Annotated in this window: 16 protein-coding genes; 13 read left to right on the forward strand and 3 right to left on the reverse strand. The window is 67.5% G+C overall.

What is annotated here, in order from left to right; translation table 11 throughout:
- Window positions 1–284, reverse strand: a 284-nt coding sequence (locus AZG88_RS06700) for an acyl-CoA dehydrogenase family protein (protein WP_197487789.1), incomplete at its 3' end; no start/stop codon positions are given.
- 203 nt (window positions 285–487) lie between these two features.
- On the opposite strand from AZG88_RS06700, the gene AZG88_RS06705 reads away from it, so the two are divergent.
- From AZG88_RS06705 to AZG88_RS06750, 10 genes are all read left to right on the forward strand, one after another.
- The gene (locus AZG88_RS06705) at window positions 488–1,336 is read left to right on the forward strand and encodes an HpcH/HpaI aldolase/citrate lyase family protein (RefSeq protein WP_005250757.1); all 849 of its coding nucleotides are present in this window, start codon (window positions 488–490) and stop codon (window positions 1,334–1,336) included.
- Window positions 1,333–2,340 (forward strand): MaoC family dehydratase, encoded by a 1,008-nt coding sequence (locus tag AZG88_RS06710; protein ID WP_005250755.1) that lies wholly within the window; start codon window positions 1,333–1,335, stop codon window positions 2,338–2,340. The genes AZG88_RS06705 and AZG88_RS06710 overlap by 4 nt, the downstream gene beginning before the upstream one ends.
- A gap of 25 nt (window positions 2,341–2,365) precedes the next feature.
- Entirely contained in the window at window positions 2,366–3,577 is a 1,212-nt protein-coding gene (locus tag AZG88_RS06715; RefSeq protein WP_005250752.1) for a CoA transferase, read from the forward strand.
- Between the two features lie 80 nt (window positions 3,578–3,657).
- Window positions 3,658–3,852, forward strand: coding sequence for a hypothetical protein (locus tag AZG88_RS53385; protein WP_061697279.1), 195 nt, complete (start codon window positions 3,658–3,660; stop codon window positions 3,850–3,852).
- A 315-nt stretch (window positions 3,853–4,167) separates the two neighbouring features.
- A complete protein-coding gene (locus AZG88_RS06725; protein ID WP_061045989.1) occupies window positions 4,168–5,004 on the forward strand; it encodes an alpha/beta fold hydrolase in 837 nt (278 codons plus the stop codon).
- Between the two features lie 403 nt (window positions 5,005–5,407).
- Window positions 5,408–6,769 carry an NAD(P)-binding domain-containing protein gene (locus AZG88_RS06730; protein WP_061045905.1) on the forward strand — a complete coding sequence of 454 codons (1,362 nt, stop codon included), beginning with the start codon at window positions 5,408–5,410 and terminating at the stop codon, window positions 6,767–6,769.
- On the forward strand, window positions 6,766–8,103 hold the full coding sequence (locus AZG88_RS06735; protein ID WP_005250744.1) for a TRAP transporter large permease subunit: 1,338 nt from the start codon (window positions 6,766–6,768) through the stop codon (window positions 8,101–8,103). The genes AZG88_RS06730 and AZG88_RS06735 overlap by 4 nt, the downstream gene beginning before the upstream one ends.
- Before the next feature lie 19 nt (window positions 8,104–8,122).
- A complete protein-coding gene (locus AZG88_RS06740; RefSeq protein ID WP_005250742.1) occupies window positions 8,123–8,398 on the forward strand; it encodes a hypothetical protein in 276 nt (91 codons plus the stop codon).
- Between the two features lie 8 nt (window positions 8,399–8,406).
- The gene (locus AZG88_RS06745) at window positions 8,407–9,390 is read left to right on the forward strand and encodes a cyclase family protein (RefSeq protein WP_231913848.1); all 984 of its coding nucleotides are present in this window, start codon (window positions 8,407–8,409) and stop codon (window positions 9,388–9,390) included.
- 56 nt (window positions 9,391–9,446) lie between these two features.
- Complete coding sequence (locus tag AZG88_RS06750) at window positions 9,447–10,211, forward strand: IclR family transcriptional regulator (protein WP_061697281.1); 765 nt, start codon at window positions 9,447–9,449, stop codon at window positions 10,209–10,211.
- Window positions 10,212–10,531: 320 nt separating this feature from the next.
- On the opposite strand, the gene AZG88_RS06755 is transcribed toward AZG88_RS06750, so the two are convergent.
- Window positions 10,532–11,638: a LacI family DNA-binding transcriptional regulator gene (locus AZG88_RS06755; protein WP_061697282.1), complete on the reverse strand. Its 1,107-nt coding sequence runs from the start codon at window positions 11,636–11,638 to the stop codon at window positions 10,532–10,534.
- Between the two features lie 174 nt (window positions 11,639–11,812).
- Here AZG88_RS06755 and AZG88_RS06760 point away from each other — a divergent pair, with 174 nt between their 5' ends.
- The 3 genes from AZG88_RS06760 (at window position 11,813) to AZG88_RS06770 (ending at window position 14,647) form a co-directional block, all read left to right on the forward strand.
- Window positions 11,813–12,751 (forward strand): dihydrodipicolinate synthase family protein, encoded by a 939-nt coding sequence (locus AZG88_RS06760; protein ID WP_005250735.1) that lies wholly within the window; start codon window positions 11,813–11,815, stop codon window positions 12,749–12,751.
- 352 nt (window positions 12,752–13,103) lie between these two features.
- A complete protein-coding gene (locus tag AZG88_RS06765) occupies window positions 13,104–14,279 on the forward strand; it encodes an Nramp family divalent metal transporter (protein WP_061697283.1) in 1,176 nt (391 codons plus the stop codon).
- Window positions 14,280–14,368: 89 nt separating this feature from the next.
- Complete coding sequence (locus AZG88_RS06770) at window positions 14,369–14,647, forward strand: YciI family protein (protein ID WP_061045910.1); 279 nt, start codon at window positions 14,369–14,371, stop codon at window positions 14,645–14,647.
- Window positions 14,648–14,676: 29 nt separating this feature from the next.
- Here the strand turns inward: AZG88_RS06770 and AZG88_RS06775 are convergent, their stop codons facing one another.
- Window positions 14,677–15,651, reverse strand: coding sequence for an ABC transporter substrate-binding protein (locus AZG88_RS06775; RefSeq protein ID WP_061697284.1), 975 nt, complete (start codon window positions 15,649–15,651; stop codon window positions 14,677–14,679).
- Window positions 15,652–15,750 lie beyond the last annotated feature (99 nt).

A 15,750-nucleotide genomic window follows, 5' to 3' on the forward strand; every position in this document is an offset into this window, starting at 1 on the left:
AGCTTCGCGACGACGGTGTGCCCGCCCATCGCCCCCGCCAGGCTCATCCACCCGCGGGCCAGTTCCTGGGTGACCTGCGCGTAACAGGGCATCGACACCGGTGATCCGCCGTACTCCTCCGGGACCGCCAGACCGTAGATCCCGATCTGCTTCATCTGCTCGATCCACTTCTCGGGGTACTCGTTGGCGTGTTCCACCGCCTGCACCGTCGGCTTCACGTCGCGGTCGATGAAGGCGCGCACCGTCTCGACCAGGTACGCCTCTTCCTCGTTCAGCTTGCCCATCACTCCACCTCGCACTCGCACAACATTTGTACGGCCATAATCCGATAATGTCTGCCTAAAGTCAACGATCGGTCTTGACATGACGACTACGCCGCTGCCAGCATCAGCAGCGCAGCCCCTTTGGGCTGGCCGTACATATCAGCCCGACCCGGGCTGTACATACCAGCCCGACCCGGGCTCCCGGACGCTAGGAATGAAGCATCGTGCAGAACCTCACCCGCAGGCGCGCCGTTCTGGTGGCCCCCGGATCCGACGAACGCAAGGCCGTCAAGGCGCTCCGGTCGACCGCCGACGAGGTGGTCCTCGACCTCGAGGACGCCGTCGCCTCGGCCAGGAAGGCCGACGCCCGCGACCTCGTGCGCCGTCTCGTGCGCGAGTCGGACGGCTCCCGGGCCGTCTCGGTCCGCATCAACGCGCTGACCACACCGTGGGCCGAGGACGACCTCGCCCTGTGTGCGTCCCTCGGCGCCGCGCTCACGAGCATCGTGGTTCCCAAGGCGGAGACAGCGCAGGATCTCGCGCACGCCGATCAGGCTCTCGCCGGTACCGACATCGGATTGCAGGCTCTCGTCGAAACTCCGGTCGGGGTGCAGAACATCGGCGACATCACCCGGTCCGTCGCCCGGCTCGAGTCCGTCATCATCGGCTACGCCGATCTCGGGGCGGCCCTCGGCCGTTCCCGCTCCGCCCTTCCCGAGCACTGGCTGGCGATCCAGGACGGCGTCCTCGTCGCCGCCCGCGCCGCCGGCATCCAGGCGATCGACGGCCCGTTCCTCGGAATCGCCGACGACGACGCCTTCCGCCACTCGGCAGCATGGACCAGCGCACTCGGGTTCGACGGGAAATGGGTCATCCATCCCGCGCAAGTCGAATCGGCCGCTTCGGCGTTCACCCCCACCGACACCGCAGTCGAGGACGCACGCCGCGTGATCGACGCACTCGCCGCCGCAGAGGCCGCGGGCAGCGGGGCCGCGCAACTCGACGGGCAGATGCTCGACGAGGCCGTCGCGGTGGCCGCACGACGGGTCCTCGCCCAGGTAGGTGCGCAGTGACGATCACCCAGACGTACGTCGGTGGACCGTACTTCGACGAACTCGAGGTGGGGCAGGTGTTCGACACCGCCCCCGCCGTCACCCTGACCAGCGGCCTCACCGCCGCCCATCAAGCCATCCTCGGCGACCGCCTGCGGCTGCCCCTCGACGCGCACCTGTCCCGGGCCGTCACCGGATCCGGGGACGCCGTGGCGAACCCCGGCCTCGTCTGCGACGTCGCCATCGGACAGTCCACGCTCGCCACGCACCACGTGAAGGCCAACCTGTTCTACCGCGGCCTCCGCTTCCACCACTTCCCCCATCTCGGCGACACCCTGTACACCCGCACCGAAGTGGTGGGCCTGCGCGAGAATTCGGCGAAGCCGGGACGCAAACCCACCGGGCTGGCGGCACTCCGGATGACGTCCACCGACCAGGACGGCCGCACCGTTCTCGACTTCTACCGCTGCGCGATGCTCCCGTTGAGCGAGAACCCCGACGACGACCGCGTCCGCAAGTCCGACGACCTGTCCGCGATCGGTCCGCAGACCGAGCAGGCCTTCGCCGCCCCCGTGGGCTGGGACCTCGCCCGCTACCGCGACAAGGTTCCCGGACAGCACTTCTCGACCGACCTCGCCGGCGCGGTCCTGCGGAGCAGCGGCGATGTGGTCTCGAGCGCCCCCGAACTGGCGCGCCTCACCCTCAACATCGCGGCCACCCATCACGACGAACGGGTCGGCGCGGACGGACGGCTCGTCTACGGCGGGCACACCATCGGCATCGCTCTCGGGCAGGCCACGCGCGCGCTGCCCAACCTCGTCACGGTCCTGGGCTGGAAGTCCTGCGACCACACCGGTCCCGTCCACGAGGGCGACACCCTCACCAGCGAACTCGAGATCGAGAGCGCCGAGGCGTTGCCCGGCGGTGGCGGCGTCGTGCATCTGCGTTCACTCGTGTTCGCGCACAACGCCGCAGCCTCCGACGTTCCCGTCCTCGACTGGCGTTTCACCGCCCTCATGGCCTGACCTCCACCATCAAGGAGCTTCTCTCGTGACTGCCCACACTCCCCTTGCCGGACTTCGGATCGTCGAGGTCTCCAGCTTCATCGCGTCCCCCCTGTGCGGGCTGACGCTGTCTCAGCTGGGGGCCGAGGTGATCCGGGTCGACCCCGTCGGCGGCTCCGCCTGCTACAAGCGCTGGCCGGTCACGAGTGACGGTGAGAGCATCTACTGGACCGGTCTCAACCGCGGTAAGCGGTCCGTGGCCGTCGACATGCGAAGCCCCGAGGGGCAGGAACTCGTGCAGCAACTGGTCACGGCACCCGGTGCGGGTGGCGGAATCCTCGTCACCAACGCCGGTGGCCGTGACTGGCTCGCCCACGACGCGCTCAGCGCCCTGCGCTCCGACATCATCACCCTCGAAGTTCTCGGTGGCACCGACGGTTCCCCCGCCGTCGACTACACCGTCAATGCGGGACTCGGTTTCCCGTCCATCACCGGTCCCACCGATCATGCCGGCGTCGTCAACCACGTCCTGCCCGCGTGGGACGTGGTGTGTGGGCTGTACGCCGCGCTGGCCGTTGCCGCCGCCGTCCGGCACCGTGACGCCACCGGGGAAGGCACCCACATCCGCCTGCCGCTCGAGGACGTCGCGCTCGCCACCGCCGGTACGCTCGGCTACCTCACCGAAGTCCAGATCAACGGCACCGGCAGGCCGGCGACCGGAAACTCGGTCTACGGCACGTACGGAACGGATTTCACCACCAGCGACGGCGAACGGTTCATGATCGTCGCCCTCACCCCGCGTCACTTCCGTGACCTTGTCGCCGTTACCGGAACCACCGCCGCGGTGGAGGCACTCGCCACCGCACTCGACGTGGACTTCGCGCGCGAAACCGATCGCTTCACCCACCGCGACGTCCTCACGGCCCTGTTCGCCCGCTGGTTCCGCGAACACACCGCAACCGAAGTGGCCGAGGCACTCTCGAAGACGTCCGTACTCGCCGAGCGCTACCGCACCTTCGAGGAAGTCGTGAAATCCGGGGAACTCGAGAAGAACCCGATGTTCACTCCCCTCGATCAGCCGCGCATCGGCACCTACCTCGCTTCCGGGCATCCCGCGTCGTTCGACGGCCACCACGCCACCGTCGCACCCGCCTCCGCAGTCGGCGACGACACCGGCAGCGTGCTCCGGGACCTCCTCGGCAGCTCCGACTCCGACATCGCCAAACTCCTCGACAGCGGCATCGTCGGAGGGAAGTAACACGGTGACGAGGCGACGCTGCGGAAAACTTTGTTCCGCAGCGTCGCTCGTCGGCCGAGCGTTACCCGCTGATCACGGGAGTGCGTGCGCGGGAACTCATCCGCTCGGGTGTCGTCGCATCGACGGTGAACGGGTCGCTCGAATCGTTCGTCAAGGCTGGTGAGGTGACCCCGCCCGGCGATGTCGCCGAGACCATCGCGTTCCTCGCATCCGGACGCGCCCGGCACGCCACCGGAACCACCGTCGACATCACCGGCGCCGACTACGTCCGGTAGATCCGACAACCCTCCCGCACGAACGCCCCGTTCTCGAAAGGGTCGAATCCTCCATTGCTCCAGACCATTCGCCCGGTCACTGGGTCACCGACTCCGACCTGGTAGTCGCCGCCGCAACCATCGTCACACGGTGGTGGACGACGCGGTTCGGGTAACGCCCTCGACCGAACGAGTCGGGTTCGACATTCGGCGAGGCCGGCGGTGAGCGGCTCATCAAAGAGCGCCTCCATCCGACGGAAGCTCATGGCAGGAATGTACTCATGAATGTCGTTTCTGACTCTGGGCGGGGAGGCCTGCCTCCGTCACAGTGGTTCCATGAGCGAAATGACGGAAGCGGTTGTGAGGACCGCAGTCCAGGTCGACGGCGAAGCGGCCAGCTACCTGACCGTCGAGCAGGACGGTCCGGTGGTGTTGCTGCTGCACGGAACGTATTGGAGCCGGGTCTGGCTTCCGGTGCTGGGCAGCCTCGCCGAGGCGGGGCTGCGGCCGATCGCGGTCGATCTCCCCGGGCTGGGGCGTTCGGGAGGCGAGCTCACCCTGGAAACGGCCACCGTCCCGGCCCTTGCGGATTGGGTGGTGCGATTCGCGTCGGCACTGAAGATCTCCGGGCCGATCGCCGTGGCGGGTCATGACATCGGCGGCGCCGTCGCCCAGCATCTCCTCATTCACGATGGGCTGGAAGTGTCGCGGCTGGCGTTGGTCAACTCGGTCACCTACGACTCCTGGCCGGCGCCCCACGTGGCGCGGTTCCGGGGCCCGGGAGTCCACGCGGGATCCACCGTCGACGACGTTCTCGCCGCCCGCCGACAGGCGGTGACGGCGGCGCTGGCCGGCGCCGCCACCGAGCGGCGGATAGCGGACTATCTGGATCCGTGGTCGGCTGCGCGGGTTCGCCGTTCCTGGATGGCTCTCGCGGGTGCGGCCGACAACCGCTACACCCTCGATCTCGTTCCAGCGCTGCGGCAGTCCACGACGCCCAAGTTGCTGATCTGGGGTGAGGACGACGCCTTCGAGACAGTGGAGTACGCCGAGCAGTTCGCCTCGGAGATCCCGCACACCACGCTTATCCGCATCCCGAATGCGGGGCACATCCCCACGGAGAACGCGCCCGAACAGATCGCACGCGAACTCATAGACTTCTTCTCGGCGTAGAACCTTCACCCCGTTTCAGTCTTCGTGATCCGGTGGTGTCGGCGAACGTGATGATCGACCGCCGATAGACCTCCGGTGAGCGCGCGAGTCGAGCCGAGACAAAACCTGGCCCGCACCAAACAAATTCACGAACCAGGCGCCACTTTCGATCCCTGTGGCCGGCACCCGTTCGTTGACGATGTTCATTCCGCGGCGCGTGGCCGGAGCGCACTGGACCTGGCTTCGAGCCCGTCGACCTTCCGCTAACCGATTTTTCGACATGCCGAAATGGTGCGTGGCATCTGCTGCCCGCACCTCTGTCCGACCGAACTCCCCGGACGTTCTGCGCCTTGACAAGCGCCTCTCACTGTGACCACCATTACTGCATCATGTGATAGAGGTTATCACAGTATGAGAGGAAATTATGAAGGTTGCGATCCTCGGCTTGGGCGAAGCCGGAAGTCTCTACTCGTCGGGATTCCTCGCACAGGGCTGGGAGGTGACCGGGTTCGACCCGGCCGACACCGCCACCCCCGCGGGAGTACTGCGCTTCGACGACGTCGCCGACACCGTGCGGGGCGCGGATCTGGTGCTGAGCCTGACCAGCGCGAAGGTTGCGGTGCGGGCGGCGACCGACGCCGCACCGCATCTGTCGGACGGTTCCTGCTACGCGGACATGAATGCCGCGCCGGCCGAGATCAAGGCGCAGGTCGCCGACGTGGTCACCGCGGCCGGCGCCGCGTTCGCCGATGTCGCGGTGGTCGGGTCCGTCCCCGCCCACGGGGCGCGTACCGCGCTGGTGGTCAGTGGCGACGGATCGGCTTCGGCGGCCGCGTATTTCGAGGCGCTCGGCGCCGCGGTCGAGGACATCGCCGGCGCTCCCGGGGACGCCTCGAACCGCAAGCTGCTGCGCAGCACGTTCATGAAGGGCCTCGGCGCGTTGATCGTCGAATCGGTCGACGCCGGGGTCGCCGCCGACGCCGAGCAGTGGGTGCGTGCGCAGATCGCCGGTGAGCTGTCCGGCAGCTTCTCAGCCCTCGACCGGCTGCGGGACGGCACCCGCAAGCACGCCGCTCGACGCACGGTGGAGGCGGCCGCTTCGGTCGAGCTCCTCGACGCGCTCGGTGTCCGCCCGGTTCTCGCGTCCGCCACGGCCGAGGCGCACCGCACTCTCGCCGACGCGAATGGTCGCGCCACCGACGAGTTGCTCGAGGCCTACGCCGGCCTTCCGGTCGCCAACATCGGCGACGCCCGCCAACGCATGGGCATGGTCGATTCGGGTATCCACGCAATGTGGAAGGGTGCACGCATCGTCGGTCGTGCTCGCACGGTATGGACCCGGGCCGGCGACAACAAGGCGCTGCACGAGGCGCTGGCGAAGGTACAACCGGGTGAGGTGATCGTCATCAACGGACAAGGCGACCAGAACCGTGCCCTGATGGGTGAGCTGATCGCCGAACGCGCCCGCTCCCGCGGCTGCGTCGGCATGATCATCGACGGCGCCGCCCGCGACATCGACGTCCTGCAGGAAATCGGGTTCGGCGTGTGGGCCCGTGCGGTGAACCCCTCGGGCCCCTACAAGGACGGCCCCGGCAAGATCGACGTCCCGATCGCGGTCGGCGGTGTCGTCTGCGCCCCCGGCGACCTCGTCGTCGCCGACGACGACGGCGTCATCATCATCCCGGCGGCCGAAGCGTTCACCAGCCTGGCGGGTGGCCGGGCGGTCGAAGCCGACGAGGCGCAGCGTCGCGCCGCGATCATCGCCGCCCGTAAGGTCGCGGCATGATTGCCATCTGGGCGTTGCTGGCGTTCATCGCGTCCATCGTCTTCTGGAATGCGGTGCTCAAACGCAACATCGGTGAGGCGATGATCGTCGGGTTCGTCGTCGTCGGTGCGTTCGCCGGCCGTGACGCCCCGAAATACATGTGGGAGGGCTTCGTCAACTCGATGCAGGAGGAAGTGACGTTCGCCGGGCTGGCGTTCATCTTCATGAGCTTCATCCTCGCGAAGACCCCGGTCCTCGACCGGCTCATCGACATCCTCAACTCGTTCCTCGGCCGCCTGCGCGGCGGTCCGATCTACACGTCCACCGTCGCCGGCGGCATGTTCGGTGCCATCGCGCATGTCGGCGCCTCGGTCACGGCCGCGGTCGGCTCAGTCACCGTGCCGTGGATGAAACGCTCCGGCGTCAGCGGCGAACTCTCCGCCACCGTCGTCGCCGGCTGCGCGGGCATGGGCGTGACGTTCCCGTTCAGCGCGACCATGTTCATCCTGGTCGGGTCCAGCACCGTCACCGGGATGATGGCCGCCGACGACATCATCGTCCCGCTCGCCATCGCCGGCCTCTGGTGCCTCGGCTACCGACTGGTACTGAGCTACTACCTGGTCCGCAAGAACGGCTTGCAGCCGATCGCCCCGGAAGACCGAATCCCGGTGAAGCGGAGCCTGCGGGTCGGGTGGACCTCGCTGTTGCTGTTCGTCCCGATCCTGATCCCGCTACTACTCACCCGCGGTCCGATCGCCGCACCCATCGCGCACTACACCGACCTGGTGATGTCGAGTGCGCTGAGCCTGATCACCTGGATCCCCGTCCTGATGATCCTGCTGGTGCTCTTCCTCGGGCGCCGGCACCTGCCCAAAACCAGCACGGGCTGGTGGAAGGTCCTCGGCGACGCCGCCCCCCAATTCGGCGTCATCGGTATCACCATCGTCGCCGCGTTCTCCGCATCGGCGGTGCTCGCCAAGCTGAAACTGCCTCAGCAGCTGACCGCGATGCTCGAAAGCCTCAGCGCACCGTCCTGGCTGATGGCGATCCTCGTCGGGATCATCATCGTCATCATCGCGATCCCGCTGACCGCCTCTGCCACCATGGCCTCGGTCGGTCCCGTCGCAGTCGCCGCCCTGGTCGGCACCGGCATCGCCGCCCCCGTCGCCGCGGCCGCCGTCCTGGTCTTCGCGTCCACCGAGGGCGCCTCCCCACCCTCGGGCGCCCCCATCTACGTCGCCTCCGGGATCGCCCGGATCGACCCGTCGAAGATCTTCATGCCACTCCTGAAGTACTACTGCATTCCCATCCTCGGCATCGGGGTACTGATCGCCCTCGGACTCCTCCCCGTCTAATCCCGCGACAGGACACATCATGTTCCAGAAATGCTTCTCCACCCTATTCCGCATCAGCGTCGTCGCATTCCTGCTCGGCGGATTGGCGATCGTGCTCGGCCAGACCGTCGGACTGATCCTCGGCGACGGCGTCGTCGTCACCCACGTCGAGGAACTGCTCGCCCCCTACGCCTACGGCGCCGCGGGCATCGCCGGACTACTCTCCTTCGTCCTGTCGTACTTCCACCACGGCGGAGAGGAGGACGCCCTCGGAAACGAGGACTCTCCCGCCCGCACCGCCGAACACGTCGGATGACCAGGCCCGTGAACACGATCGGTGCCGACTCCACCTACGCCGACCTGTGCGCCCGCACCGACGACGCACCGGCCGGGTCGAGCTGGGGCATCTTCGACAACCGGGACCGCGGGACGGCGAACTTCGCCGGCCCCGCGCAGGTCCGCGACGCCGCCACCCTGGTCACCCGGGGTGCGGTGTTCGCCCTCGACTATCCGCTCGGGGCGTTCGACCCACCGATGGCCCGGTCGCGCACGGCGCCGAAGCACACCATCGTCTCCGCGCACGCCGAATCCCGTGACGACCTACTCGACGGCTTCTACCTGCAGGCCAGCAGTCATCTCGACGGATTGCGCCACCGGCGGGTGTCCGGGCACGGCTTCTACGGCGGCGTCCCCGACGACCGGATCACCGAAGGTAGTCCCGCTCTCGGGATCCAGGCCTGGTCGCAGGACCCGATCGTCGGCCGTGGGCTGCTCCTCGACCTCGCAGCGCTCCACGCCGAACGCGGGCATCCGCTCGACCACGCCCAGGGTCCGGCGCTCGACCCGGCCGATATGGACGCCGCCGCGCAGCGCCAGGGCTGTGAGATCCGCGAAGGTGACCTGATTCTCGTTCACACCGGCTGGGCGCACTGGTACCTCACCGCCACCGACGACCAACGCAACGAGGTCCGGACCGGCCGCCGTGCCACCGGCTTCGCACAGAGCCGCTACCTCGCACAGTGGTTGTGGAACAACAAGATCGCGCTCTTCGGCACCGACACCTTCGCCGTCGAAGTTCTCCCCGTCCTCCCCGACAGTCCGTTCGCCGAGTCCGCCCCCGAGGACGCCGGCATGATGCACCAGGAACTGATCGGCAAACTCGGCGTCCCGCTCGGCGAACTGTGGAACCTCACCGCACTCGCCGAGGACAGCCGCCACACCCACACCTGGGACGCCCTGCTCACCGTCAAGCCACTGAACTTCGTCGGCGGGGTCGGTTCGCCCTGTAACGCGACCGCCATCCGCTGACAGGTTTATCGCACAATGATAAGTTTCATCGAAAGTAGGTGTATCGAGGAGGAAACATGGCGGCGCCGACCAACAACATGCGTTCCCTGGACCGCGCGTTCGACGTGCTCGGTGTTCTCCAGGAGGCCAAGCAACCCCTGCGACTCAGCGAGGTCGCCCGCCACGCCTCGCTGCACGTTGCGACCGTGCAGCGGATCCTCGGCGTGCTTCTCGAACGCGGGTACGCCGCCCGCATCGGTGACACCTACACCGCCGGCCCCGCTGCGCTCGCGGTCGCGCACGCTTTCATGGTCACCAATCCGCTCAGCGTCCTTGCCCAGCCCACGTTGCAGCAGCTCGCCGCGAGTACGGGGTTCACCGCGTCGATGTACGTGAAGGTCGAATCCTCCCGAGTGCTCATCGCCCGGGTGGAAAGCGACAACCCTCTCAACTACATCCTCCCCGTCGGAGAGCGCCTGCCGCTCTACCTGGGCGGCGCCGGGAAGACGATCCTCGCTCATCTCGACACCGCGGACGTCGAGGAAATCGTCAGCGGTATCGGCGACATGGCTTTGGCGAGCGGTGCGACCCTGTCGAAAGCGGAACTGTTCGCCCAACTCGACAAGATCCGCAGCGACGGCTTCGCCGTGTCGGTCAGCGAACGCCTCTACGGCATCGCCTCCGTCACCGCCCCCGTCCGAGCCTCCGACGGCACCCTGGTCGCCGTCCTCGGCGTCACCGGACCCGCCGACTCCCTCACCGACACCCGAATCGCCCAACTGATCCCCGAAGTCCGACGCGCAGCCACCACCGTCGGCACCCGGGTACCCGTCGCCGGCTAGCAGGACGACTTCGACGACGTCCATGGCTTGATCCCGGCGCGCGGATTCGAAACACTCACGCTCACAACCCCAAATCATCACTCGAGCCGCCACTTCCGTGCCGAACAACTTGGTGTTCTGAACGCGGCGACCGGCTTTCCGAAAATTCTTGCGGTCCTGCACGTATGCGGTCGCGTGCCGGATCGCCGCCTCCGCGTGCGCCGCTGCGAGTTCGGCCGTGTCCTGCTGGCGCAGTCCGATCTTCTTCAGGTTCCGCCCGACCGAGAATCCCGGACTGTCCGTCGGCGGCCCGAGCCCGAGTGGCGCGGGTCGCCTGCCGGTCAATCGTCAGTCATTGTTCGTCCCGGTGACACGATTCCGGTGGCGGTCGCCGGGCCCGCCGCGATCGTGGCCCGGTGCGATCCGGACGAGCGCCGCGGGATCAGGGTGGGCATCGCGCGCCGGATCGGTTCGTCGACGGGGGTGGTGGCGAGCATCAGGTCGAGCGCGGTGGCGGCGATCTGGTCGAACGGTGTGCGGACCGAGGTGAGCGGGACCGGAAGACGTTGCGACAGGGGGATGTCGTTGTAGCCGACCAGGGCGACGTCGTCGCCGACGGTCAACGAGCATCGGTGCGCGGCGGCGACGACTCCGAGCGCGAGATTGTCGTTGGCGGCGAAGACGGCGGTCGGACGGGACGCGGAGCGGAAGAGCCGGTTCCCGGCCTCCTCGCCGTCCTCGATGCCGAACGTCGTTTCGACGATCCACTCGGGCACTTCCGCGATTCCCGCTTCCCGGAGCGCCTTTCGCGCCCCGGCCAGACGACCGACGGCGGTGGACGCGAATAACGGGCCCGACAGGACGGCGATGTCGGTGTGCCCGAGGTCGATCAGATGGCGGGTGGCGAGATAACCGCCCGCCTCGTCGTCGCCGACCGAGGAGGGGCTGATTCCGTCGGTTCTGAGCACGAGAGCGTGGGGCACGCCGCGCTCCCGTAGCTCGCGCGGCAGGGGGTCGTCGCGCCGGCTCGAGGCGACGATCAGGCCGTCCACGTTCCGTGCAAGCAGCGTCCTCGCCGCGTCGGACTCGTCGGCGGGGTTGTCCCCCGTCGTGGCGACGACCGTGAAGTAGCCGAGGCGGGTCGCGGCTCGGCTGATCGCCTCGTACATCAAGGCCATGACGGTGTCGCTCAACCGTGGGACGAGGACGCCGATCGTCGCGGTCTGCCCGCGGCGCAGGCCGGAGGCGAAGGTGTTGCGCCGGTAGCCCAGTTGATCGGCGACCGCCCGCACTCGTTCGGCGGTCGCGGAGCGGGACGGCGGCACGCGATCGTCGAGCACTCGGCTGACGGTCGAGGTGCTCACACCCGCTGCGTCCGCCACTTCACGCAGCGTCACGACGTGCTTACCGTCCCGCGCCCGCTGGGGCGCGCTCCCATTGGCTTCCATGGTCTTCCTCTCTACCGCCTCGGCCCGGTCCTCCGCGCGTGAGGTAAGGCCTGATCACATCCGATTCGGAACGTGACCCTTGACACAGACACGATCGTATCGCACTATGAAATCGTTCACGGGAACGTTCCCGGGAACGTTTGCAAAAGTCTCCTTCGATGGAAAAGAGCGATCATGAGCACACTCGACCTCCGCGGCCTCACCCCGGCGCCGGTGACACCCTTCACCCGTGACGGCGACGTCGACTACGACGCCATCCAGCGCCTCGGCTCGTGGCTCGGCAGTGTCGACGGCGTCAAGGGCCTGGTCGTGCTCGGACACGCCGGCGAGGGCACCTTCCTCACCCAGGACGAGCAGGTTCGCGTCATCGCCGCTTTCAAGGACTCCGTCGACGGCCGGCTGCCGATCATCGCCGGCATCACCGGCGAAGGCACCGCGGTCTCCGTGGAGGAGGCTCGCCGCGCGGTCGACGCGGGCGCCTCGGCCGGCCTGGTGTACCCCTCCCACGGATGGCTGCGGTTCGGTTACCAGGACGGCGCCCCGCAGGATCGGTACAAGGCGATTCACGAAGGGTCCGGGCTGCCACTGATCCTGTTCCAGTACCCCGACGCCACCAAGGCCACGTACAACCTGGACACCCAGCTCGAGATCGCCGCCCAGCCCGGCGTGTTCGCCACCAAGAACGGCGTGCGGAACATGCGCCGCTGGGACCGCGAGATCCCGGTCCTGCGCCGCGAGAACCCCGACCTGCAGATCCTGAGCTGCCACGACGAGTACCTGCTGCACACCATCTTCGACGTCGACGGCCTGCTGGTCGGCTACGGCGGACTCGCGCCCGAGCCGCTGGTCGAACTCATCGCGGCAGGCAAGGCCAAGGACTACCCCGCGGCCCGGGCGATCCACGACCGCCTCCTGCCGGTGACGGCGAACGTCTACCACCGCGGCTCGCACATGGAAGGCACCGTCGCCCTCAAGGAAGGACTCGTCGCCCGCGGAATCCTCGAACACGCCACCGTGCGCTCACCGCTGCTGCCGCTGGCCGAGGGCGCAGGTGCCGAAATCGCCGCTGCGCTGCAGTCGGCCGAGCTGACCTCGGTCGTCGCCCACGCCTGACCCCGCTCGACCCGTCACTTCGGATTCACCGAATCCGCCGCACGCGGTGCCACCGCGTCGCGTGCCGGTTCTGCCGCCCGGCCCGGACACCCCGGGCCGGCCGGCACCGCCCGCAGCAGACCCGGCCCACTCCCGGCCGCAGGTTCCGTTCGCCCCTTCCGAGCCGGCAGCGTCGGATGACCCTCGTCAGTTGCGCCACACTCCTCGTCTGCGGTTCGAACACCAGAAAGTAGGCTCATCGATGAGTACATCAGCCGATCCCGTCGGAGGCGGTTCAGTGGTCGCAGACACCCCTCCGCCGCCCGGAGGTCGCGTCCGGCCCCAGCGCCGGTACTGGGTTCGGACCCTGGCCATGGCCGGTCCTGCGTTCATCGCCGGAGCGTGGCAGTTCGGGCCCGGCAACCTCGCCAGTGCCGTCAAGGCCGGCAGCGAGTACAGCTACTCCCTGATCTGGGTGATCGCCGTCTCGACGATCTTCATGCTCGTCTACGCCGACATGAGCGTCCGCCTCGGCATCCGCACCCCCGCGTCCATGATCAGCTCGGTCAAGGACATCCTGGGCCGACGTGTCGGCGTCTCCGCCGGCGTCGGAGTCTTCATCATCACCCTGTGTTTCTCCGTGGGCAACGCCGTCGGATCCGGCCTGGGACTGTCGATGGTCTTCGGCGGGTCCCCGATAGTGTGGTCCGCTGTCTGCACAGTCTTCGTCGGACTGATCCTGTTGTTCCGCAACGTCTATCGAACCGTCGAACGCGTCCTGCTGGTGATCGTCGCCCTCCTCGCAGCCACCTTCGTCTTCAGCGCCGTAATCGCCCAGCCCGACTGGTTCCAGGCCGTGCACGGACTCGTCCCGAGCATCCCGCCGGGTGGACAACTGCTCGTCGTCGCCCTCGTCGGCACCAACTTCTCCCTCAACGCAGCTTTCTTCACTTCCTACGGCACCCACGAACGTAAGCGCACCGCAGCCGAATACCGGCAAACCACCATCGCCGACACCATCCCGGGCATCGTCGCACCCGGCATCATGACCTCGCTCGTGATCATCGTCGCCGCCGCCGTCCTCGGCCGCCAGAACACCGAAGCAACCACCCTCGCAGGCCTGGCGAAGATCTTCGAACCCATCGCCGGCCCGATCGGATCGACGATCTTCGCGCTCGGGCTGTCCGGGGCCGCGTTCTCCGCGATGGTCGCCAACGCCACCGCCGGAGGCACCATGCTCTCCGACGCGCTCGGCAAAGGACCGTCCCCCAGCACACCGACAGCCAAACGCACCAGCGCCGTGATCCTCGGCTTCGGACTCATGATCACGATCCTGTTCACGAAATCCCCTGTCCAGCTGATCATCTTCGCCCAGGCACTGACCGTGCTGATCGCACCGTTCCTCGGACTCCTGCTCTTCGTGATGAGCAACAACTCCCAGCTGATGGGCAACCTCCGCAACACCTGGTGGAAGAACATCATCGGCGCTCTGGGATTCCTCTCGATCCTGTCCCTGTCCGGCCTGCTGATCTACGAACTGCTCGGCTGACGCCGACATGGGGCGGCACACTGCGCACCGCAGTGTGCCGCTCGACTGCGGCATCCACCCCCTGAGGCAACCCCGAGGAATCAGAACCCATGCCACTCTTCGTCGTCGACTACACCTACTCAGCCCAAACCGCCGCAGGCCGTGACACGTACCGATCCGAACATCGAGCATGGCTCTCCGAACTGGTCGACCGCCGGACAGTCATCGCCTGCGGTCCGTACGCCGATGACAGCGGTGCCTTCATCCTCGTCGAGTCCGATACGACCGACACGGTCGCACAGCTTTTTACCCACGATCCCTTCGTCATCCACGGCCTGGTACCGGAACATCGCATCGTCGAGTGGACGCCGGTCATGGGTCGTCTCTAGAACTGGGACAGGGCACGATTCGGGGTCGATCACGGTGTGTTCGACACGTAGCTGGGGTCGTAGAGTTCGTCGACGGTGGGCAGTTCGTCGTGGACCGTCCCGTACTTGTCGGTGAGGTCGAGCCAGGTCTGCAGGCCTTGCTTGTCGACGAGTCCGTCGGTCGAGTAGTCCGGCATCGCGAACTCGTAGGCGTCCTTGGCGGCGTCGTAGCTGATCTGGCTGTCGTTCATCAGGATCGAGACGGCTTCGTCGGGATGATCGACGACCCACCGGGCGCTTTCCTTGTACGCCGACAGGAATGCGCGGAATTCGTTCGGATTGGGTGTGAGGACTCGCTCACTGGCGGCGAACACCTGTGGGGTGAGCTTCGGGAACACGTCACGGAACTCGATGATCTTCCGTGCGCCCTCCGTACTTGCGGCGAGGGAGTATGGGGGAACGAGGCTGGCGCCGTCGACCTGCCCGGCCGAGAGGGCAGCCACCTGGGTGGCGAGGGGTCCGGAAGCGATGTAGGCCACGGTCGATGGATCTACCCCCATCGCCGCGAACAGGCCTTTGGCCAGGGTTTCTCCGCTGCCAGGTCCGCCGGTCGCGAGCTTGCGGCCGGCAAACTGTCCGATGGAGTCGATGCCCGGCTTGCTGTACAGCAAGTACTGCTGCTCGGTGAGGAGATTGGCGATGATCTTCAGATCCGAACCCGATGCCCGGGAGGAGATCACGCCTTCGGTGAGCATGGCCGCGACGTTGGCCTGCCCACTCGCCACCGCCGCGGTTGCCTCTGCTGTGCTCTTCACCCTGATGACCTCGACGTCGATGCCGTTCTTGTCGAAGATCCCCTGCTCGATACCGGCGGTCACGGCGAGAAACGAGCTACCGGTGATCGACGACGCCAGCTTGATCGTGGTACGGCCGTTCGCCGCGGACAACTCCGTGCTGTTGGCACAGCTGGCGACGAGGGCGAGCAACCCGGCACACGCTCCCGCCAGCAGCGCGCGTCGCTTCATCGCTGTCCTGCCGAGGACGCGTGTAGTTGCCTCAGCAGGTGCGCTCGCCGGGCCGAGCGCGTGGGCACGTCCGGTTGACGCCGGCGGGTACCTCTCATG

It is taken from the genome of Rhodococcus sp. LB1, assembly GCF_001583455.1.
Lineage (GTDB): Bacteria > Actinomycetota > Actinomycetes > Mycobacteriales > Mycobacteriaceae > Rhodococcus_F > Rhodococcus_F opacus.

Coding starts and splice junctions, on each gene's coding strand:
- AZG88_RS06730 (WP_061045905.1), top strand. CDS start 5,408: ATGAAGGTTGCGATCCTCGGCTTGGGCGAAGCCGGAAGTCTCTACTCG.
- AZG88_RS06735 (WP_005250744.1), top strand. CDS start 6,766: ATGATTGCCATCTGGGCGTTGCTGGCGTTCATCGCGTCCATCGTCTTC.
- AZG88_RS06775 (WP_061697284.1), bottom strand. CDS start 15,651: ATGAAGCGACGCGCGCTGCTGGCGGGAGCGTGTGCCGGGTTGCTCGCC.
- AZG88_RS06770 (WP_061045910.1), top strand. CDS start 14,369: ATGCCACTCTTCGTCGTCGACTACACCTACTCAGCCCAAACCGCCGCA.
- AZG88_RS06750 (WP_061697281.1), top strand. CDS start 9,447: ATGGCGGCGCCGACCAACAACATGCGTTCCCTGGACCGCGCGTTCGAC.
- AZG88_RS06760 (WP_005250735.1), top strand. CDS start 11,813: ATGAGCACACTCGACCTCCGCGGCCTCACCCCGGCGCCGGTGACACCC.
- AZG88_RS06765 (WP_061697283.1), top strand. CDS start 13,104: ATGGCCGGTCCTGCGTTCATCGCCGGAGCGTGGCAGTTCGGGCCCGGC.
- AZG88_RS06755 (WP_061697282.1), bottom strand. CDS start 11,638: ATGGAAGCCAATGGGAGCGCGCCCCAGCGGGCGCGGGACGGTAAGCAC.
- AZG88_RS06740 (WP_005250742.1), top strand. CDS start 8,123: ATGTTCCAGAAATGCTTCTCCACCCTATTCCGCATCAGCGTCGTCGCA.
- AZG88_RS06725 (WP_061045989.1), top strand. CDS start 4,168: ATGAGCGAAATGACGGAAGCGGTTGTGAGGACCGCAGTCCAGGTCGAC.